Origin of the sequence: Paenibacillus sp. FSL F4-0087, assembly GCF_038020215.1 — a bacterium.
Classification (GTDB): domain Bacteria; phylum Bacillota; class Bacilli; order Paenibacillales; family Paenibacillaceae; genus Paenibacillus; species Paenibacillus taichungensis.
In genome coordinates this window covers 4,459,291-4,481,659 of record NZ_JBBODJ010000001.1, presented here as the reverse complement: position 1 = coordinate 4,481,659, position 22,369 = coordinate 4,459,291, and the positions used below count along the sequence as shown (strand labels likewise).

Annotated in this window: 19 protein-coding genes; 1 reads left to right on the top strand and 18 read right to left on the bottom strand. The window is 48.3% G+C overall.

Annotated features, from left to right (window positions below; genetic code table 11):
- Positions 1-178 precede the first annotated feature (178 nt).
- The 16 genes from MHB84_RS20595 to argH all read right to left on the bottom strand — a co-directional run bounded on the left by MHB84_RS20595 (position 179) and on the right by argH (position 16,125).
- A complete protein-coding gene (locus tag MHB84_RS20595; protein WP_371121655.1) occupies positions 179-1,156 on the bottom strand; it encodes a diaminopimelate dehydrogenase in 978 nt (325 codons plus the stop codon).
- A 144-nt stretch (positions 1,157-1,300) separates the two neighbouring features.
- Complete coding sequence (locus MHB84_RS20590; RefSeq protein ID WP_157258407.1) at positions 1,301-1,447, bottom strand: hypothetical protein; 147 nt, start codon at positions 1,445-1,447, stop codon at positions 1,301-1,303.
- A gap of 50 nt (positions 1,448-1,497) precedes the next feature.
- Positions 1,498-2,481 (bottom strand): alpha/beta hydrolase, encoded by a 984-nt coding sequence (locus tag MHB84_RS20585; protein WP_076287925.1) that lies wholly within the window; start codon positions 2,479-2,481, stop codon positions 1,498-1,500.
- A gap of 108 nt (positions 2,482-2,589) precedes the next feature.
- Positions 2,590-2,721, bottom strand: coding sequence for a hypothetical protein (locus tag MHB84_RS20580; protein WP_269453488.1), 132 nt, complete (start codon positions 2,719-2,721; stop codon positions 2,590-2,592).
- Between the two features lie 31 nt (positions 2,722-2,752).
- The gene (locus MHB84_RS20575) at positions 2,753-3,508 is read right to left on the bottom strand and encodes an exodeoxyribonuclease III (protein WP_076287924.1); all 756 of its coding nucleotides are present in this window, start codon (positions 3,506-3,508) and stop codon (positions 2,753-2,755) included.
- Between the two features lie 105 nt (positions 3,509-3,613).
- On the bottom strand, positions 3,614-4,348 hold the full coding sequence (locus MHB84_RS20570; protein ID WP_076287923.1) for an alpha/beta hydrolase: 735 nt from the start codon (positions 4,346-4,348) through the stop codon (positions 3,614-3,616).
- A gap of 38 nt (positions 4,349-4,386) precedes the next feature.
- Positions 4,387-5,409 (bottom strand): FecCD family ABC transporter permease, encoded by a 1,023-nt coding sequence (locus MHB84_RS20565; protein WP_076287922.1) that lies wholly within the window; start codon positions 5,407-5,409, stop codon positions 4,387-4,389.
- Positions 5,402-6,409, bottom strand: a complete 1,008-nt coding sequence (locus MHB84_RS20560) for a FecCD family ABC transporter permease (protein WP_076287921.1) — start codon at positions 6,407-6,409, stop codon at positions 5,402-5,404. The genes MHB84_RS20565 and MHB84_RS20560 overlap by 8 nt, the downstream gene beginning before the upstream one ends.
- A gap of 24 nt (positions 6,410-6,433) precedes the next feature.
- Positions 6,434-7,435, bottom strand: coding sequence for an ABC transporter substrate-binding protein (locus MHB84_RS20555; RefSeq protein WP_076287920.1), 1,002 nt, complete (start codon positions 7,433-7,435; stop codon positions 6,434-6,436).
- A 117-nt stretch (positions 7,436-7,552) separates the two neighbouring features.
- Complete coding sequence (locus tag MHB84_RS20550) at positions 7,553-9,196, bottom strand: AraC family transcriptional regulator (RefSeq protein ID WP_076287919.1); 1,644 nt, start codon at positions 9,194-9,196, stop codon at positions 7,553-7,555.
- 100 nt (positions 9,197-9,296) lie between these two features.
- A complete protein-coding gene (locus MHB84_RS20545) occupies positions 9,297-10,130 on the bottom strand; it encodes an alpha/beta hydrolase (RefSeq protein ID WP_076288276.1) in 834 nt (277 codons plus the stop codon).
- A 248-nt stretch (positions 10,131-10,378) separates the two neighbouring features.
- The gene (locus tag MHB84_RS20540) at positions 10,379-11,239 is read right to left on the bottom strand and encodes a carbohydrate ABC transporter permease (protein ID WP_076287918.1); all 861 of its coding nucleotides are present in this window, start codon (positions 11,237-11,239) and stop codon (positions 10,379-10,381) included.
- 25 nt (positions 11,240-11,264) lie between these two features.
- Positions 11,265-12,209 (bottom strand): carbohydrate ABC transporter permease, encoded by a 945-nt coding sequence (locus MHB84_RS20535; protein WP_083678783.1) that lies wholly within the window; start codon positions 12,207-12,209, stop codon positions 11,265-11,267.
- 27 nt (positions 12,210-12,236) lie between these two features.
- Positions 12,237-13,592, bottom strand: a complete 1,356-nt coding sequence (locus tag MHB84_RS20530) for an extracellular solute-binding protein (RefSeq protein ID WP_076287917.1) — start codon at positions 13,590-13,592, stop codon at positions 12,237-12,239.
- Between the two features lie 61 nt (positions 13,593-13,653).
- A complete protein-coding gene (locus MHB84_RS20525; protein ID WP_076287916.1) occupies positions 13,654-14,598 on the bottom strand; it encodes an amidohydrolase family protein in 945 nt (314 codons plus the stop codon).
- Between the two features lie 18 nt (positions 14,599-14,616).
- Positions 14,617-16,125, bottom strand: a complete 1,509-nt coding sequence (gene argH / locus MHB84_RS20520; RefSeq protein ID WP_076287915.1) for an argininosuccinate lyase — start codon at positions 16,123-16,125, stop codon at positions 14,617-14,619.
- A gap of 229 nt (positions 16,126-16,354) precedes the next feature.
- Between argH and solA the strand changes: the two genes are divergently transcribed.
- Positions 16,355-17,509 carry an N-methyl-L-tryptophan oxidase gene (gene solA, locus MHB84_RS20515; RefSeq protein ID WP_143764558.1) on the top strand — a complete coding sequence of 385 codons (1,155 nt, stop codon included), beginning with the start codon at positions 16,355-16,357 and terminating at the stop codon, positions 17,507-17,509.
- Positions 17,510-17,719: 210 nt separating this feature from the next.
- Here solA and MHB84_RS20510 read toward each other — a convergent pair whose 3' ends face one another.
- Both MHB84_RS20510 and MHB84_RS20505 read right to left on the bottom strand, forming a co-directional pair.
- A complete protein-coding gene (locus MHB84_RS20510) occupies positions 17,720-20,710 on the bottom strand; it encodes a beta-galactosidase (protein ID WP_076287913.1) in 2,991 nt (996 codons plus the stop codon).
- Between the two features lie 105 nt (positions 20,711-20,815).
- Complete coding sequence (locus MHB84_RS20505; RefSeq protein WP_318261365.1) at positions 20,816-22,348, bottom strand: glycoside hydrolase family 30 protein; 1,533 nt, start codon at positions 22,346-22,348, stop codon at positions 20,816-20,818.
- Positions 22,349-22,369 lie beyond the last annotated feature (21 nt).

The following is a 22,369-nucleotide window of genomic DNA, read 5'->3' as shown; positions in this document are numbered from 1 at the left end:
GAAGACTGTCCCCACATGAGTTACGAGTATGAATCACTATGAATAGCCCATGAATATACATTGATTCGTTTGTACAACAAATAGCTCGTCCCTCTTTTTAGAAGGACGAGCTATTTGTGTTGTATTACATTTTAGATATAAAACTCAGGACTTACAACTGCGGTAATGAATTAACGGACTACAGCAAGTCGCGGCGAAGGTCCTCAGCCGATTTAGGAGACAGGTGACCGAGTGGGATATCAAATACCGTCTTAGCCCCTTTGTGTCCTTCCAGACTCAAACGTTGTGCGGCTCTTGCATAAGCCACCAGTACACTTGCGGTAAATTCAGGATTGCTGTCGAGCTTCAGACCAAACTCAATAATTTGTTTCTGGCCTGCGCCTGTAACTCCACTACGAATGACAAATCCACCGTGCGGCATGCCTTCATGCTCAGCCTTCAATTGCTCTTCAGTAATAAACGTCACCGTTGTATCGTAATCCGAGAAATAGTTCGGCATGGATACAATCGTTTCACGAATCTCGTCCTGATTTGCACCAGCTTCTGCAACTACATAGCATTGACGCAGATGCTTCTCACGTGTGGTCAATTCTGGGGTCTCCCCAGCACGAATGCTGTTGATTACTTCTTCAACAGGTACAGTGTATTGCACACCAGCCTTAACGCCAGGAACACGACGGATGGCATCGGAGTGACCTTGGCTTACTCCTTTACCCCAGAACGTGTACTCTTTACCTTCTGGCAGGATCGATTGGGCAAGCAGTCGGTTCATTGAGAACAAGCCTGGGTCCCAACCTGTGGAAATGACGCTCACGTGGCCACCTTGCTCTGCCGCGGCGTTAACTTCTTTATAGAATTCAGGGATTTTGGCATGTGTATCGAAGCTATCCACCGTATTGAACAATTTTGCAATTGCAGGTGTCTGCTCCGGAAGATCGGTTGCCGAACCTCCACACAGAATCATCACATCAATTTTGCCTATGTATTGCTCAGCAGCAGAGATGTGCTCGAAACGAACCTCCGTACCTTCTGCAACCATCTGCTCCGGGTTACGACGTGTAAATACAGCAACAAGCTCCATATCCGGGTTTTGAGTAATAGCTTTCTCTACACCTTTGCCCAGATTTCCGTAACCTACGATACCAACTTTGACCATGTTCAATCCTCTCCTGTCTTCATCTATAGTTGCCTACTTTATCTAGTATAATGATATAACATAACATGTAAATTGTCAGGTTTCCAGTTTGAAATAAAAATACCTTGCATGCAGAGCAGCAAGGCCTGATATATTCCTTTTATTCTAATCACGTCCAACCGAATGGATAAAAGGTATGGCATCCACGGAAGAAGTAGCAAACAAGACGGAAACGGACAGCACCGTTAGAGACAACAGACAACTTGCCAGGAGTAAGGAAAGGAATCTTGATGCGGTTCTGATCTTTTTCATCCATCCTACCTCCTCATCCTGTTTGCTATATTTTGGCTGGATTATGTTCTTCATAATTCACCGGACCGCTTCACCAACTCCAAAATTTCACTAGCGACAATATCCGGCTGACTGTTATGAATATCGTGTTTGGCGTGTGCCACAGTGAACTGAGTTCCTTGACTGGACCATGAAGCAAAATCGGCTTGATCTGTCTGCCATGCCCGGCTGCCTTCGCTTGGTTTCTCTGAACCGGCCGTCAGAATAGTTAGCGGGAAGGAGAATTCCTTTTTATGCTCCAGGATATGGGCTGCGTTCGTCTTGGAATTGCGCATCTCTCCAATCACGTTGTCATTGTATGCATGCTTGAGTGTGGATATGGTGGCTGCCTTTCTCATTGACTCCGTAACGAGATCCGGGTTAACGACCAAAGATTCCGTTATCCGATCCGAATGCAGCAATGTACGCACAATTCCTGTTTTCACCAGAAGACGGGCTGAATCGAAATACCAGTCCGATTGCTCCATAGCAACAGTGCTGTAATATTCGGGACTTCCTCCATCAATCATGACCATGCCAGCTACCTCATCGGGGTACATTTGTGCGAATCGCACGGTCTCCAGCGATCCGAGAGAATGACCTACCATGATATACGGCGGACGTTGGCCGGATACTCGCAGCAATTGATGGATCTCCTCTGTAATGGTATCGATATCACGTGGCCGATCCGTATAATCGCTATACCCGTAACCGAACCGATCATACACCGCAATTTTCACCTGGGATTTCAACTTGTTATATAGCGGGCTGAAATCAACATACGGATTGGGCGTACCCCAGCCTGAAGCCAGGACAACTGTCGCATTTCCTCTTCCCGTTGTATAGAGATGCATGTTACGTCCGCTCACCTCATACATCTTGCCCGGTGCAGTATAAGATTTCATGTCCTGTGTCGACTGATATGCCTCGTACGCGGTTCCTGCCAGCAGCAGAAGCCCTGTTGCCAGCATCAGGCCACCCAGCCCCTTCAAACCTCTCCGTAACCCCTTCTTCATCGTTCTCTACCCCTTACCCGGCTCTTCTTCTATATGTATTCTTCAATCTTACCCAAGTACGGGTGGAAACGGAACGATCCCGGGTCCAGTTCTTTCCCCAACCTAAGTCTAGTTCCACCCCCTACCCGCAGGATGAAAAATACCATTGAGACCTGTACCAAAGGGAAGATAATCATATAGACAACGTAAAATAACCGCAAATTCCCGATAACGGAAACCTGCGGTTTTGATGATATTCATTTTGTAAAAAGCCAAATAAACCCTCTGCAATCTATAATTGCAACGTGAGACCCACCGGGCAATGATCACTGCCCATGACATGGCAATCAATATGCGCCTCTGACACCTTCGGAGCCAGCTGATTGGACACAAGAAAATAATCGATCCGCCATCCAACATTACGCTCTCTTACCTTGGGCATGTACGACCACCAACTGAACACATCCGTGCGATCCGGGTACAGATGACGGAAGCTATCCACATATCCGGCAGCCAGCAGATCGGTCATTTTGCCTCGCTCTTCCAGCGTGAATCCCGAGTTGCCCAGATTCGGCTTCGGATTCTTCAGGTCGATCTCCTGATGGGCTACATTCAGGTCACCACATACGATAACCGGCTTGGTCTGCTCCAATTGCAGCACGTACCCTCTGAACCGATCCTCCCATTCCAAACGGTAAGGAAGTCTGGTCAGATCCCGCTTCGCATTGGGGGTATATACGTTGATTAGATAAAAATGATCAAACTCCAGCGTAATCATTCGGCCTTCCGGTTCACTATCTTCCTCGATCCCGTACCAGACAGATAGCGGCTTGATCCGGGTAAATATGGCTGTGCCGGAGTATCCTTTTTTGACAGCATAATTCCAGTATTGATATACGTCTTCACCCAGATCCATTTGGATCTGTCCTGCCTGCAGCTTGGTCTCCTGCACACAGAAAATATCGGCTTGACTCTCGTTATAATAATCCATGAATCCTTTGGTAACACATGCCCGCAATCCATTTACATTCCAGGACACCAGCTTCATATCCTCATCTCCTCACATCTCCCCAATATAGCATGGGCGAATTCGGAAGGACAAGCTGAGGTGTGACGATATCCAAACAGAATGAGCGCTTACTAAGCCCTATGCTCACTGAAACAACCAGGTTAATGCTTCAGGCAGATGCTTGGCAAAAAATAAAAGATCATGCGTCCCGCCCTCTTCCTCCACGTAATTCAGCCGCTCGGCAGGATAGCCCTGGGCCAAAATCATGCGACACGCAGAACGTGTATTTTCCAGCATTTGTGCTTGGGCATTAGCCTTGTACACACCTTCCAGACTCCCAACGTACATATACAACTTCAACCCGCGGCGTTCAGCCCAGGAATAGTCACTCATATAATCGAGGAAACCTTCATACCACATTGAGGCTGATAACGCCCCAACCTTTCCAAAGATATGAGGGAATTCCATCGCCGCAAACAGAGAGATCAGCCCACCGAGCGAACAGCCAAGTATACCTGTATTCTCTGAATCTGTAAGAGTACGGTAAGACGAGTCCACATACGGTTTCAGCTGCTCAGTGATTGCCTTCAGATACATGCTTCCCTGACCGCCAAAGGCCGAAAAGGAAGCATGTAGCGCTGGTACAGGCCATGGCGTGTAGTCATCGTTGCGATTGTGAGGTTCAATACCGACCAAAATCAATTCAGGCAGTTTTCCGGAGCGAAAAGAATGATCCAGCAGATTACTGCAGGCTTTGGCTACCGCACCTCCATCCTGAATATAAACGACCGGGTAATGACGATCTCCCTCTGTGTAAGATGGCGGAAGCAGCAGATGGAGCGTCCAACCATTAACCGACTCCTGTACCCATTTACTCATGATATGGAACCCTTCCCTCCTGTTTCAAATCTGGCTTGTTACATCCGGTTCTTGAGCAGTAAAAAGATGAAATAAGGAACGCCAATAATGGAGATAACGATGCCCACAGGCAGTTCTGCCGGGGCAAACACCGTTTTACCAATCAAATCCCCTACAACAACCATCGCCATGCCGACCAACCCGGATATCGGAATGACCCGTTTATGGTGAAGCCCCACCAGCCGCCGTGCAATATGAGGAGCGATTAACCCAACAAATCCGATACTCCCGGATACGGCAACACAGGCACTGACGAGCCCAACACTGCCCAGCAACAATATTTTTCTCTCCCGATGAACATCCACGCCGAGTCCCATGCTGCTGGCCTCCTGCAGCTGCATTACATCCAGCACACGGGATTTAGCCCAAAGCAAAGGAATCAGCAGAACCAGCCATGGAATCATCGCCGATATGTATCGCCAATTGGCATTATAAATGCTGCCTGTCAGCCAGACGGTAGCCATCTCAAAATCGGACGGGTTCATCTTTAGGGAAAGATAAAGCGTAATTGCACTAAAACCTGAACCGATGGCAATCCCGACCAGAATAAGCCTTTGGGAATCCAACTGACCACGCTCCTGTGCAAACCACAAGATGAGAATAACTGCGGTTAATCCACCCACCAGGCCAAACAGTGGCATCGCCATAATGGACAACCATCCTGTACCCGTTATGGACCCCTGAAACAGAAGCATAAAGAGCACCATTGCTGTTCCGGCACCTGCGTTAATGCCAAGCATGCCGGGGTCAGCCAGCGGATTGCGGGCGATGCCCTGAATAACAGCTCCGGCAATCCCGAGTCCCAGGCCAAGCAGTAATGCAATGACAATACGCGGCAGCCTGAAATCAAAAATGACCAGATCATGCTCATGGACAGGGTCCAGCCGTAATAACGTTTTGACCACATCCATCACCGATATGTCAAACGCACCATTAGTCAAACTGATATAAACGGCTGCTGCAATGATTATTGAACTTATGAAAATGACGGCCCATAATCTTCCCCGCTGCGGTTCAGGCATGTTTTCCCCCTCCTTTGGTTTTGATCAGATAAAGGAAGAAGGGAACGCCAAATAATGCGGTGACTACTCCAATTGGTGTTTCAAACGGAGAGTTAATGAAACGACTCAAGATGTCACACCAGGCCAAAAAGAATCCGCCCAGCAGAGCGGAACACGGAATAATCCAGCGGTAATCTACCCCGAAGAGAAATCGGGTAATATGCGGAACCAACAAACCGACAAAAGCGATTTTGCCCGCCAAAGCCACAGATATTCCAGTCAGGATAACCACACTCAGTATCGATAAAGCCTTAACCCATCCGGTACGCTGCCCCAGGCTTGTTGCCACATCATCGCCCATCGACAGAATGGTAATAGACTTGGAAAGAATGATGGCTAACGCCAGTCCCACCACAGCAAATGGAATAATCAGCTTGATCATGCCCGGGTCCATCTGATGCAATCTGGCGTTATACCAGAAACTGATCGTTTGAGACACCTGATAATAGGTAGCCACGGCCTGAGATACACCACCGAGGAATGTACCAATAATCGTGCCCAGAATGGCAAGCCGAACAGGCGACATGCCGCCCGGCAGTAACCAGGCTATGAAAAATACCAGTCCTGCTCCAATTGCCGATCCCGCCAAAGAGTAAAATATCAGACCAAGAGATGACGTATTCGGCATAAATACCATACATAAGGTGATGACCACTACCGATCCATCGGATACCCCCATAATGGAAGGGGATGCAAGATAGTTTCTTGTCATCCCCTGCATGAGCGCACCTGACACCGCCAGAAAAGCCCCGATCAATAGAGCACCAATAACACGCGGGAGCCGGGATGACACGATGATCTGGTGATCGATGCTATCTGTATCAAAATGGAAAATGGCTGCCGTTATGGTCGAAACGTCAATGCTCTTGGCTCCGTACATCACGGACGCCAGAATGGTAACTGCAATGAACAGAGGTGCTGCTGCGAACAGCACCACCGGATTCAATCTTCTTTTTTGCATAGGAGTATACACGCCTTGCTCTAATTATTTGGATAACTGCTCAACTGCTGCTTTCAGGAATTCAATACGACTCCAGGCCGGACCACCTTCAGCCAATGGATCAATGACATTGACAAAAGCATGATTTTCCTTCAGCGCGGTTGTCTTCTGGATAATCGGGTTGTTCTGCAGATCTGTCAGGGCATTCGGGGTATCGGAGTTCTCGGATGTCTCAAATTGTACAAACACATAATCCGGGTTCATCTCTGCAAACTTCTCTACCGAAAGTGCTTCCTGTGCTTTGGCTGCCTGAATCTCGGCCGGAACCTGGAATCCAAGGTCTCCATACAGAATCGGATTCACAAAGACAGACTCAGGATACACATACATTTGTCCGTTACGAATACGCACTGCCAGCACTTTTTTGTTTTCAAGTTTGTCGCCTAATTCAGCCTGGGCAGTAGTCAGAGCAGCCTTATACTGTTCAATTTCCTGTTTGGCCTGTTCCTGCTTGCCTGTCAACTCAGCCAGCAGATTCAGGTTCGACTCCCAATCCGTAGCAATATGGGACACCTGAATAAATGGCGCAATTTTACTTAACTGCTCGGCCACTTCAGGTTTAAACTTGGTGGAACCCAAGATAATATCCGGTTTCAGGGACAAAATGGTCTCAAAGTTAGGCTCAATCTTCTGCCCAATGGACTCAGCTTGATCCGTGATAGAAGCATACATCTCCGGGAATTCGCCGCCAAAAGTAATAGCCCCTACCGGATGTACATCAAGAACCAGCGCATCCTCCATCGCTTCCATGGAACCAGTAATAACAATACGGTTAACTTCTGTTGGGACTGTGTACTCTTTATCTAAGTATTTAATGGTTCGTGTGCCTTCAGCTGCCTCAGCTGTATCCGTTTCATTGGTCGACGCCTCGGTTCCGGTCGAAGCTGAATTCTCCGCATTCCCTGACGCGTCCTCTTTATTGCCGCACGCTCCCAATACAGCGAGCATACATATCATTACCAACCATAACCCCAATTTCTTTTTCATCTCTGGTGATCCCCCTTCAATTTCGATTATTCTAATTGAGAATAATAATCATTATTGAATGATAAACAAGATTGACCGACAGAACCATGGACTCTGTCCTGAATCTCTATGGATTTTTCACCGATAGCGATCCATCAGATCGTCCAGGATGCGTTCGTTGGCGAGGGGCGAGTTCTCAAGCCAGGGATCAGCTGGGATGATAAATAACCGGTTATTCTGAACGGATTTTATATTTTGCCATAAGGAGGTTTTCTGCACATCCTCCCAGAAGGATAACGTCTCACTCTCCTGACATACCATCAGAAATATCCAATCCGTCTGCATTTCATCCAGCTGTTCCAACGTAATCGGCTCGTTATATATCTCCCCTTCCTCACTGACATGGGCTGGTTTAACCGCCAAATCTCCATATAACACTTCCAACATGGAAGGTGAACAATAACGTGTGAACTGATGTTTTAACAAACGGACCACAACTACCTTCTCGTTGCCAAGCTTTTGCTGCATCATCGTTTTGACCTGATCAACCTTATGATCATAAGTTTCCAGCCAACTCTTGGCATCCTGCTGTGTCCCCAGATGTTCAGCCAGAATCTGAAGCTGTGATCGCCAGTTGTGATCTGAGACCGTGAGGTAATGAACCGGCGCAATATCTTCAAGCTGTGCTTTTTCCTCAGGTCGCAAATGGTCGTAACTGATAATCAGGTCAGGCTGGTGCTCCTGCAGAGCCTCAATTTTGGATTGCCATTCCATGTCAATCCGATAGGCACTCAGATGTACAGGGATGTCCTTGCCATACATTCGATAATAATACGATGTCCATTTCGGGTGCAGCGGTGCCGCATAGGGAATCATGTTCAGGGCCAGCAAATGTCCTGTTATCGCAATGTGATAGGAGGCAATTTTACGGCGGCGGCTGTTCATATATACCGAAGGGGATATTCCCATGGCTTTTTTAAATTTGCGACTGAAGTAAAATTCGTCCTGATATCCAACCTGATGAGCAATATCCCGCAGACGCATTTCAGTACCGGCCATAAGTTGTTTTGCCCGGTTAATGCGGAGTGAAGAAATATAATCAGTTGTACTCATTCCATATCTTCGCTTGAACAGGTCCACATAATATTTCGGACTCAGCCCGGCCATGCCTGCCAGATATTCCACGGTTAGATTCTCATTGGAATGCTCATCGATATAATCTTTGGTACGCTGGATCATCATCTGGGAATCTTCCTTAAGCGGAGGTGATGCTTCTGTAAGGCTTGCGAGTAATTGGAGAAACTGCACATGTGCCTGAAAATGTCCCATGGCCCTGCCACTATGCCACAGGTTGTGTATTTCTTCGCACATAAATGAGAGCTGAACGGTTGGTGACACCGCCAGCTCCTTGCCAGATCTGAACATCGGGGTATCTTTAACCACATGCAAGGTGTCAGGATCATCATGCAGCTCTTGATAAAGGTCAAACCGCATGATCGTTACTTCGGCTCCTTCATCTCCGAAAGAAGTCAGGCCAAAAGTGGATTCGGGTACACAGGAATATACGCCTTGTGCATGGATATGGATAGACCCCCGATCCAGTGTCAGTAAGGCTTCACCACCTGTGACCAAGACAAGCACATAAGACGAGGTATGCTGCTGGGGAATGTTCCAGTCCGAAGTGGATTTCATTTTCTCCATGTCACGCAATTTTATAGTCAATCTGTCGAGCAGATACGTGGAATCCACCTCTTGATTAGGGTATAAGTTAGGGGAAATCATCTATTTATAGGCCTCCATTTGATAACCATTCTCAATAACTATCATCAGTATATCAAATTTTCGGAGACCCTCGCATCTACTAGTTCTTTCATGATGGTACTCAACCCGTCCAATCTCTGGATGAAAATCGCAGTGCCCTGTTGATCAACACAGGCAATACCGAGATATGACCTTCATCTTCAAAACAGATAAAGTCAGCGCGCACTCCACTTGCATCGCTATGGTTCAACCATTCGGTAAACGCTCGGGAACGTTCAATCACCCCGCTGGGATGACTCCCCTCCAGCTCTCCTGCTGCAAGTAAAACGTGAATTTCCTTACTGTTATCTTGCATGCGAGAAGCAAACGTCTCTTGTTGCCGGGCGATCCAGGCTGAGTTCCAATGAAGAGAAGGACTACCTGCAATGTAATTTCGGTATGTTCCCGGACGTTCCAGTAACAACTGCAAAACAAATAATCCGCCCAGCGAGTGCCCCACAACGGATTGTCTGCTTCGGTCAATGGCATAGCGTCGTTCAATATCTGGCTTCAATTGTTCCTCGATAAACAGGGTGAATGCTTCAGCGCCGCCATGCTCCGGCCAAGTTGCTCCATCCGGTCTCCGGGGTAATTCCCCTTCGGGAACCGGCATCATAAAATCATAGTGTCTGTCCGGTGGAAAGGGTTCTCTGGCAGTATACCCCACGCCAACAATAACTGCTGGCACAACCCCGGTCTTCTCCGGGCGTAAAGATTGTATACGCATGGCCTCAACCGTCGTACCAAACACCGCATTGGCATCCAGCAGATAGATCACGGGATATCCGGAAGCTGGCGGGGCGCTCTCCGGCACCCAAACTCTGATCTCGTACTCTCTTTTGGTCTGTTCTGCACGCATGTGGTAATAGGCAGTTCCCGGCAACGTTACCTCCGGTTCTGTTCCATCTTGTCTCATCACTTGTTTCAATGAAGTATTCCTCCTGGTTGCTACGGCTTTAATCTCCGATTATATCCAAGGTCGGTCCGGCCTTCCATGGACGAATCACCCATTTCCATATGGAAAATGCACCGCTTCATTGCATACAAGGCTTTTTCATTTCCATGTAAAGAATAAAGCCGGCCCCCTTGACGGGGTAACCGGCTCTGTCTTGTATTGTAGTTTTCTGTTCTGTTTTTCTATATAACATGTCCGACGGTTTAATGCTATTTGAGACCTGTTGTAGCAATGCCACGAATGATCTGCTTCTGAAAACAAAGAAAGAGAATGATCAATGGCAGAACCGAAAGTGTGGCTCCAGTCATAATCTGCACCCAGTTGCTGCTATCCTTGGCCTCGCTGGAGAAGAAAGCCATCCCGACCGGAATCGTAAACATTTCTTCACTCTGCGTAATAATGAGCGGCCAGATGAATGAATTCCAACTGCCCAGGAATGTCAGAATGCAGAGGGTGGCAAACGCTGGCCTAACCAGCGGAACAGCGATCCGAAGGAAAATGCCCCATTCTCCCATGCCATCAATTCGTGCCGCGTCCAATAATTCCGAAGGAAGGGATTCCATGAATTGCTTCATTAGAAAAATACCAAATCCGGATATTAAACCCGGAAACAGAATCCCCCAGTACGTATCCATGCCGTTAAAACTGCTGGATACAAGATACCATGGAATAATTAGCATTTCAGTCGGCACCATCAATGTACTTAGAATGAGCACAAAAATAACCTGTTTCCCCCAGAACGAAAATTTGGCCAGAATATATCCTGTAATGGAATCAAATACGCAGACGCTCACGGTGGCAATGACGGCTACATATAGGCTGTTCAACATCCAACGGGGAAATGGGGTTCCCTGAAAAATAGCCGCATAATTATCCCATGTGACTCTGGAAGGGATGAGGCTTAGAGAGTAGATTTCATCCAGCGTCTTGAACGACGTCGAAATCATCCATAGAAACGGAAACACCATCAAACCAAGTCCGAGCGTAAGTAAAACATAACTGATCAGTGACCCGGAACGTTTCCAGCGGAGTGTCGTTCGGGTATCAGCTAATGCGGCAGATCTGCTCATGCTTGAAGAGCACCGTCCTTTCCTTTTACTCCTGTTGAAAACGGCTGCCCAGCACTTTAAGCTGAATCAGTGTCAGCATGAATATGATGGCAAACAGAATAACAGTCGCTGCCGAGGCCAAGCCCATATCAAAACTCTTGAAAGCCAAATTGTATATATGAAGCACGACAGATATGGTGGAGTCCAACGGTCCGCCGCCAGTCATATTCAGCACCTGAGTGAAGGATTGCAGAAACCCGATGCTTGCCATGACGACAGATAGAAGCATGACCGGGTTCAACAGAGGGATCGTAATATGCACAAAGCGCTGCCAACCCGTGGCTCCGTCTATCGCAGCCGCTTCATAATACAATTTGGGGATGTTTTGCAGACCCGCCAGGAAAATGAGCATCTGAAATCCGATATTTTGCCATACCATCACCGCAATAATCCAGAAGATGGCCTGTGAGGGCGAATACAGGAATGACTGCGGTCCAAGACCCAACTCTATAAATAGAGCATTTACAATCCCGTTCTTCATCAGCAGCCACCGGAATACCCAACTTACCGCCACTACACTGGTAACATACGGGATAAAGTAGGCCGTCCTGAACAATCCGCGCAGCTTCACCACTTGCTGGAGAAGAAGAGCCACGATTAATCCGGCAATTAACTGTGCAGGCACTCCAACAACGACGTAGATTCCTGTGTTCACCAGCGACTTGAGAAATAGAGAGTCACTTAGCAATGTCGCATAATTATCAAAACCCACAAAGGGTTTGTCCGGTGACAGCATGCCCCATTCGCGAAAGCTCACGTTAAAGGAATACAGAATGGGCAAGATGCGGATGACTACAAAATAGAGCAGCGGAACCAACAAACCGCCATAAATGAATAACCGCTGTTTATGTCTGTAATTGAGTCTTCCTATTCCCGATCCGAACCATAAACGCCGTTTCGGCCGCGAAGGGATCACCCCGGTAGTCCTCATAGCTGCGCAGCCTCCTTGAATGAGAACTTATTTTTTCTTATCCTGTTTCGCCCAGTAGTCGTCATAGAGCTTCTGGGTTTTGGCCACCAGATCATTGAAGGCCTGTTCTTCCGGCACATGATTAAGCAGCACCTCATCCACAGCGTTCACAAACAACGTACGCTCCTGCGTCTCATCAATGAAGAAGTGGGCGTTGGCATCGTTCAGTTGAGAGATAAAAGGGCCAAGCAGCGGGTCATTCACATACTTATCCTGAAGAGCCACTTCTTTCTGAGCAGGCAATTCGCCTACCTTCTCCACCCACTGTTCCTGGACGCCCTTGCTGATCAAAAATTGTAGAAATGCCGTGGCTGCTTCCAGCTTCTCCCCGGTAACATTGGCAGGGATCGCATTCGCCCAGAATGAAGCCTGTGTGGACTTCCCTTTATAATCCGGTAGCGGTGCGACAGCAAAATTCAAATCGGGAGCGTCTTTTTTGATAGATCCCAATCGATATGAACCATCCACGTTAATTGCCGCATGGCCCGTTTTGAATGCATTGGCATCATCAGTGTAAAAGCCGTTAATACCCACCTTATGCACGGTTGCAAAATCAACCAGATACTTGAATGCTTCAAGCCCTGCAGGGGTATCATTCCACAGGATTTTCCGACGATCCTCGCTCGTATCCTTGCCTCCCGCTTGATATAACAATCCGTCTCGGAACCAGTGATGAAGCTGGGAACCTGGTTCCCATGCGAAACCCTCTGTTACCAACTGGCCATTTTTGTCCGTTTCCGTTAATGCCTTCGCATCCGAGACAAGCTCTTCCCAAGTCGTAGGCGGTTTGTCGGGGTCAAGTCCAGCCTTGGTGAACAAGTCCTTGTTATAAAATAACCCCAGCGTTCTCACGCCTGTAGGCAGAGCATAATAGCTTCCGTTTAATTTGGCTGTATCTACAAAAGGGAAAAATGCCTCGGCGATGCCCGGAAAGCTGCTTTCAGGCAACGGCTGTAAATAACCGGATTGCACATATTTGGGCAACCAGCCGTAATACAGATTAATGACATCCGGTCCTTTTCCGGCGGGAACCAGTGTAGCTACCTTTTGATTGTACTGGTCGTACGGAAAATTGGTTTGTTTGACTTTGATGTTGGGATGTTCAGTCTCGAATTCCTGGATTAAGGTATTGATCAGCTCAACCTTGGCTGGAAACTCATACTGCCAGTACTCAATCGTGATGGGCTCCGTCTCCGTCTGATCACCCGAAGCTGTAACAGCTGCTGAACCGGACTCTTCGGATGGCTTGGTTGAGCAAGCTGTAATGCTCAATAAGAGTAAACCTGCAATCAATAATTGCAGGGCCTTGCTTGGCCTGAATGAAAAATAACCGGATTCCGTCAAGTGAAGCCACTCTCCCCTCTTTTTCCAACAAAAGTGTTATAACTTTCTTTAATTCCTTGGCTTACGCATTGGTGGAACCGACGGCTTTGCCAACAGGTAGCTTCAACAAACGTCTTGCGTTATTTCCAAAGATGAGTTCAATGTCCGCTTCAGGGAAGCGAAGTTCACGGCATACACGCACCTGATCCTGCAAGTAACGATAAGGATAACCACGCGGAAATCCGCTTGCATCCGTTCCAAAGATAATTCGCTCTGGACCCAACAATTCGTAGGTTTTGCGGAATAACGTCTCCAAGTTCAGCTCGTATGGCATCCAGCGTACCCACTGATTGGAACCCGATGTGTCGATGTACACATTAGGGCAGCTCCAACTTAGATGCAGAAGCTCCTGGAAATACCCTGCGCCAAAATGAGGAATGATGAACGGAATATCCGGATAGGCACGGGCCGTATTAAAGATGGCAAGCGGATTGATGTTGGGATGATGAACGATGCCTCCGGCATGACCAAGCATGCCAAAATGAATCAGGACAGGCAGGCGGCGCTCTGCAAGAAATGCCCACACCGGGTCGAGCGAAGGAGAGTCAAAGGGAATCTGGGTGAGGGGACCAAACAACTTATATCCTCGCAATCCGAGCTCATCAACTGCCCTACGCAACTCAATGGATGCATCTTCATTTTCAATGGGATGATAGGCGAATCCGGTAAACCGATCCGGGTATATGGATATTTGTTCAGCCAAGTTGTCATTATCCAGAGCCGTCAGAAAGTTAAGTCCAGCAATATTGTATTTGTCCAATTCATCTACCCACCGTTCGATTAACGGCCGCGCAGCTTCCTCTCCCTGCTCCTCCACCGCCGGGAAGTCCCAGGTTAGTCTCATTCGCTCACTGCGTTCCTTGCCATATCGCGTCACCAACTCATGGTTTTTATATGAGGAAAGCAAAAGTTTATAAGGCAGATGGGCATGGATGTCAAAAACTCGAAAGTCAGGATTGGAGAACATTGATTTTGCTCCTTCCATTTAGATTCTGTTAAGCCAATCGTTTAGAATTAAATCCAGATTCGCATCTACGGAACGGAGTTTATTGGTGGTGCCGAGACTCCATTGTTCCTGTGTGTCAAGACGGAGCGCTTGAGCCTCCAATGCTCTTGCCACTTCTTCCGGATTCGGTCCACCACGCACATGCCGAATGTGTACAAAATGCTCAGGGGATATTGCTTGCTCTAATTGCTCAAAGGTTAGGGCAAGCGGTTTGGCGGCAATTTCCTGCACCGCTGTATTCACAACATCCCAGTTCAATCCCGAAATGGAAGTACCGGATTCAGTCAGCTGTGTTACAATGCGGCTCACGATGGAATGAGCTTGTCGAAACGATAATCCTTCTGTGCGGACCAAGGTATCTGCAAGTTCGGTAACCGTTGCGAAGCTATGCTCTGCCCGTTCACGCAGCAATAACACATTGACCTTAAGGGTATCCATCACTTCGGACAGCAAGCGATATACGGATTCAAGTGTATTCAGACTTCTCCATACATAGGGCTGCATATCATCTTCGGTATCTACAATGTCGCCAAAGGGCGTGTTATGCATCATGATAAGCGCAGTTGCTGCATCCCCTTTGGCACTTGAAAGGAGTGAACGGGCGTGTTCAATCGATACCGGGTTCCGTTTTTGCGGCATGATGGAACTAACCTGAACGTAAGGGCCAGCTACAATTAATGCACCATATTCCTGTGTGCACCATAACAGCAGATCCTGAACGAAACGCCCCAGATTGATAGCTGCCAGTTGGGCTACAGAGGCGGCTTCACCTGCATAATCTGCACCGCTGACGGCATCATAGGCATTCTCAATAATGCCATCAAAGCCAAGCAGTTCTGCGGTCCGGTCTCGACAGACCGGAAATCCAGAAGTGGTGAGAGCAGCCGCACCAAGACTGCTGCGATTGCAGCCTGTATAGGCGGATCCCAATCGATTGAGATCCCGTTCAAGGGAATCGCTAACGGCACAGATGTAGTGGGCAAGTGTTGTCGGCTGGGCTTGTTGGGTGTGCGTGTGAGCAATCATGAGGGTATCGATATGACGTAATGCAAATTCTCTTAGGCTTCGGTGTAATGACAACCCTGAGGAAATCGTTGAGTTCAGCTTCTCCCTCAGCACCATACGATACATGGCGATCCCCATATCGTTTCGGCTTCTGGCTAAATGCAGATTCCCGACAGAAGGTCCGCCAAGCTTCTCTAGTTCAACTTCGACTTGGTAGAACAAATCTTCAACGTGGAAGGAATATTCGCTACTTCGGAGCCCATCTACATCCAAACTCTGTATAGCGGAAGCGATGTGGCACGCCTCTTGCTCCGAAATGATGTGTTGTTCACGGAGCATAATCAGATGTGCTTTGTTTACGGCCATCATGGGGTTCAGCAGATGCTGTGTGGCCTGGTTATAGGCGGGTTCAAGTACAATTTCGGCATAGGTTTGACTGGGAAAACCAGACTTTTGTGTTGGATTCGTTGACGTTGACTTCACCTTCCTTGTTCTTTATCTGAATACAGTGATTTTAAATACCGACTAATCAGGTCGGAATGTTTAGTTCAAAACTCTACCACTATTTTGGTATACATACAACTTTATCCTTAATCAAAATTTTCTATTGTCGTATCGGCTTTCTCTATAACCTGTTCTATTGACTGCCGTAGATTTGGAGACTAGATTATCCTGTATAAGATTGGTCTCTGAAAAATAAGTGGAAGGAGGGATGGTTATATCACATTCCTATGATGTCATTATCGTTGGAGCCGGATCGATGGGCATGAGTGCAGGTTATTATCTTTCACGCAGTGGATTAAAAACATTGCTGATTGATGCCTTTGATCCTCCGCATACGGAAGGCAGCCATCACGGAGAACCACGGCTTATCCGCCACGTATATAGCGGGGGACCTGATTATATAGCGATGGCACTTCTGGCGCAGGAACTGTGGGAAGAACTGGAGGATACTACCGGGGCCAAATTGCTTGTACCATCAGGCGTCTTGAATATAGTTGACCCGGATATCCATTCTTTTCATAATCGTTTAACCCATGCTGAAGATGCGGGGATTCGGTATGAAACCTTGCGAGCAACCGAAATCATGAAACGCTGGCCAGGCATTGAAATCCCCGAACATTACGAGGCTATGTATGAGCCTGATGCAGGATATTTGTTCAGTGAGCGCTGCGTGCTCGCCTTCCGTCAGGCAGCAGAAGCATCGGGTGCCACTCTCTTAACGCACACACGTGTTGAACATATCGAATGCAGCGCAGATTCTGTTGGAGTCATCACATCTGCTGGTGAGACATATTATGCGAACCAGGTCATTCTCAGTGCCGGAGCATGGTTTCAGACGCTGAAACCGTTCGTCAATCTTCCCATTCGAGCTGTACGCAAAACCGTGGGATGGTTCGATGCACCGGAGGCATTGTTCGCCGAGGATCACTTTCCCGGTTTTACGCTGGCTGGAAAAGAAGGCGGATATTATGGATTTCCGAGCATTGGCGGGTCGGGTCTGAAGATTGGACGTCACGATACGGGGCGGGAGTGGACACCAGGCGATACACTGGCTTCATTTGGCTCTGATGAAACAGATGAGGGTGATCTGCGGAGATTGCTTGAACTTCGGATGCCTCTGGCAGCGGGAAAGCTGAAACGTGGTGCGGTATGCAAATACGAGTTCACACCGGATGAAGATTTTATTATCGACCGTCACCCTGCCCATAACCATGTATGGCTGGCAGGCGGTTTCTCCGGTCATGGCTTCAAATTCGCAAGTGCAGTGGGCAAAATATTGTCTGACTTAGTGCAAACAGGGCATACGGATCAGGATATTGGACGATTTGCCCTTTCCCGATTTGGTAGCCATATATCAGGGTGAACTCCTTTCTTGAACCGTGCCGTGTGGTATAGCGCATCATTTTTCAAGAAAGGAGTATGTGCAATCGTGGTGGGTGCAGATAGGGTGAGCTTGAGCTGCTCGGATATTTGAATCTATAGATTCAAATATCCGAGCAGTCTCCGCAAAAAGAATAAATACAACGAAGAAAAAGCTGTCTATTACCGTTGTACTGTTACCAATAAAGACGATCTATTCGACCACAACCCATGGATACTGGGACAAGTTATCATACAAGAAACGCACCCGTTCTGGCGTTCGGCCTTCCTCATCAAATAACAGCAATTCATTCTCATCCTGCAGCCAGGATATCGGAATTTTGTAATCCTCTTGCGGACCGATCTGCCAATAACGTCCCAGATGGTGCCCGTTCAGATGAAGTGTTCCCTTGCTCATGCCGGTAAGACGAAGCATCAGGTTCACTCGGAAGTGTTCGGGCACAGCTGACTTGGAGAAGCGCCAGCGGTACCAAACGGGTTGACCGTACGAACCATTCCCCACCGACATGGCATTCCAATTGCCACTATAGTCCGCAGCCTGCCGATAGGTATCGAGATGACCTGAAACGTTCGGTGGCTCATATAATCCCCATTGTCGTGGAAGCAAGGCATCCGTACCTGCCATGCGCCAATCCTTCAGCTCATCTTCACTCCGGTACAAGATCAGTTCCAGCCGATTCAGTGGCGTTCTGCTATAAGGCATCTCCAGCGTATTGATCTCTCCGGGCCGCAAGTAATGGGAAAGATCCAACGTGTTAAACGAAAACCAGTCCTGATAGCCTTCCATTGGCACATCCATGCCATTAATGCGCAATCCTTGGCTCACCGCTCCAACGAGAATCGCACGGTCCATGCCATCCAGCGTAAAGCTTCTGCTCAGAAGCGGGGCATCCTCCAGATGATTCACTTCATCGAGATGCACCATCCCATGCTCCGCATGCCAATTCCGGCGTATGTCCTGGGCGGAACCACCGATGTACACAGATCCTGCCAGACCTTTGCTTTCACCCAAATATGGAGAAAAATTTAGCCTGCCCATATGCTGTACCAGCACCTGAAGTGTATTCTTTCCTTTCGTCATCTGCACCTGAACACCCGCTGCACCAACTTGACGAACCAATGCCTGTTCCACACGATTGACATATATTCTGGCCGTGTCCTGGAGAGACGGCAGAATCAGGGTGGTGATTCCATCCACCGAACGGTCGAAATCGCACTCGTATAACAGATACCCGAAATCCTGTCCGTACTGGGAAAAATGCTCTGGTTGACCACTCGAAGCAAGCTGTTCCGCTGTCAAAATCACACGAGACAACTCAGGGGAATCCGTCAGTTTTGGTGGCATTGGCGGCGTGCTGAACAGAGCATGCTGAATTGCTGCGGATGACTCCTGAACATGTTCATCCTGCATGCCGCTCTGTGAATCGTTTGCTTCTCCGTATATGAACTCACGTCCAGTCAACGACCGTTCACCATCCGCCCAGCTGCCGAGAAGCAAAATATTCCGATCCGGATCAGAGATCATACCCGTGACCTGACCGGAGAGGGAGACATCTATATCATCTAATCCGATTGCGTAACGCAGCTGATTCGATTCTCCCTCTCCATTGATTCTCCACGTGCGATCCATCGTTTCCTTGTCCAGAACCACGAACCGAATGGGGACACCACTTGCCACCAAATGAATGATGCCTGGCTCACGGAAATGTACCAGATCGAAGCGATAGGCTTCATTTAACGGATCACGTTCAACCAGTACTTGCATGCTGCTGCCCTGTACATTCAAGACGTTTGTCTCCAGTTCCACAACTGAACGCTGTCCCGCCTCCGCAACGATGAACAGGGTCAATTCTCCATTCACCACTTCATTGCCCGTAATCATCGCGCCACCTGTCAGGTATACATTCTTGGCAATCTCTACCCTGTCCAGTATCGGAATAATCTGCCCAGGGTTCAGGGCAACGGGAAGTGTCCGTCCTTCCTCCAGCGTGACGTGAAACGTCTCACGCTCATCCTTGTGACTCTCCAAGAACCATATCTTCTCGCTGCCTTTAGACCTGCCTCGTACAGAGATGCCTTGCGGATGACGTACCTTGATCTGCTCTGCTGGTACTTCCTCCGTCTCCATCAGCAATGCGCCAAACGCATGGACAAGATAGGATAACGTCTTCGCTTCAGCATACTTGGCCGTTACCCGCCCGTACTCGTTCAGCGGCGCATCATAATCGTAGGAGGTAATCATGAAAATATCGCTGCTGCCCACGGTTCTGCCACCATATCCGCCAAAGTTGGTTCCGCCGTAGAACATGTAATGACTGATTCCGGTATAGCCGGTGCGAAGAATTTCCATCATACGTTTCTCAAACAGTGGCGCCGTCTTTTGAATGGCAGAAGGCCCACCCCAATTCTCGAACCATCCCGTCCAAAATTCCGTAACGATCTTCGGTGTATCCGGCTGCTTCTGCCGAAGCTTCGCATAATGCCCGTCAGCCCCTGACCAGAAGTTGGCTCCTTCAATCGTGCCCTCCGCGCCACCTACACAGGTGATAAGCGGAACGTCAATCCCTCGCTGAAGCAGACCGTCCCGAAGATGGTTCATATGGGCACTTGCTGCTGCATCATCCATCAGATACCCGTATTCGTTCTCGACCTGTACAAGAATAACAGTGCCTCCAGCAGATAGCTGGCGCTCACGAATGATTGGAATGATCCGGTCAAAATACAGATCTACATAATGCAGATAGGCTTCATTATTTTGTCGGAACTTGATTCCCTGCTTCGTCTCCAGCCAATACGGAAAGCCGCCGAAATCCCACTCTGCGCAAATAAACGGACCCGGCCTCGTGATTACATACATGCCCAACTCTGCACACAGGTCCAGAAAGGCTCCACAATCATTGTCTCCTTCGAACGACCACTGTCCTTCCTCCGGCTCTTGCACGTTCCAGGCAAAATAGGTATCAATGCAATTCATGCCAGCCAGCTTCGCCTTCATCAAGACCTCCCGCCATTCCTCCCTTGGCATGCGGAAATAATGAATGGTGGCACTGTTCAGAAATACTCGTTCTCCATTCATCATGAAGCTGCGCTGATCGTAAGTCAGTTCAGATCGAGCACTATGCTCAGTTCTGGTATTTTTATTCTTTTCCTGCTCCTGAAGCAAAAGGGATGTTTTCTCTGTCAAAGATAAGCCCTCCTTCTCTGTGTTTGAGTTCATCGCTGCGATGACAGAACAACCTTCCGATCTCTGTTATCCCCAGATTTTTTTGATTCCGATTTCAATAGGCCATCAGTTCGCCTGCAACGTTACACCTTCCACTACAACGGTGGTGATGGAATTGTCCGCAGTCGAGACTTCCAGTCCATTGGTATATACCGGAACATTTTCAAGCTGCTTCATGTTGCGATCCGGTGAAGTCTGATAAACCTCTGCTGTAGAAGTACTGCTGTAGTCAAATGCCTCCAGTTCAAATGCTGTGGTTCCGGCAGATAGCTCATTGCGAATCACCAGTACCAGTCTTTGATTAGCAGCATCGTATGCGGCAAGTGTTCGCCCATCATCTGTTGGAATAATCGTTGCACCTGGACGAATAAATTTCGTAAACTGGGCCATGCCATAATACTGTTTTGTCATCTCGTACTGCTCTTCGCCATTAAAATTGGCATGAATGAATCCCCAGTTATTGTTGGCACCTTCATCTTCAACGGCCTGCCAATACACCCAGGCAGAAGGCTGCATGATTTTCAGATCGAACATGATGCGCTCCGCGAGCTCCTGCACGGAAGTCATGTCCTCATGACTATGCGGTTCACTGCCACCTGTCCCATACTCGGACATCCACAGTTTCTTGCCATACCGTTCGGCCAACGTACGTAGTTCTTCCATTTTGCTACCATTATAGGAGTGCGTGTTAATCTGGTCGATCACATCCAACGTATCCTGATCATAGAGGCTGAAATTGTGCACCGTCTCGTCAATGCTATTATCGTCCGCAGCACTGATGACCGTACCATCCAGCCCTTTACTTTTGAGCGATGCCGCAACCTTCTTGATAATCTCGGCCTGTTTCTCATTGGTAAAATGACTGCCTTCCTGCATGTTGCCTTTCTTCCACCAATCAGAGGAAGGTTCATTAAGTGGGTCAAGTGTACGGAACGTAATGCCCCACTCATCGCGATAATGCTTCACGACCTCGGTTAGATAATCGGCAAATGCATCATACTGATCCTCACGCAAATTATTGCTGCCATCTACAGCACCCGTAACCGAGCCGCTAATCGTCATCCAGTAAGGTGGTGAATTGGAGAACGCTTCAGCAATGTTGACCCCACGTTCCAGAGATCCCTGTAATACGGCACGTTGTCCTGCATCTGCCTCCCAGTCCCACACGCCGGGTTCAGGCTGAAAACCGGGAACATCTCCTCCGGGCCGAAGCGCCTTCATGTCGGGATTCTCCTCACCGCCAATATTATAGCGAACAATGTTCAGACCTAGCCCTTTCTCTACATCAAACACCAGATCCATGACTTCACTGACCTTTGCTTGATCTTTCCATCCTCCAAGATCATTGGCGCACCACGCCAGCGACGTACCCCAGCCTTCAAAATGATCATAGGATTGTTCCAGCTTCAGACGTATCGGCTCACCTTGGAATGTAAGTGTTTTGGATGATTCATTGGCAAAATGATTGATGATAATCCCTCCTCCCGCAAGGAGCGCGATCAGGGCCACACCCATCAGGATGTAACTCCGGCTGCGCCACCTGCGCTGCTTGTGGTGATTATGGTTGTCATTGTTGAAAGGGTCCTTGTTGTTATTCATGATTCATGCAGCCCTTTATCC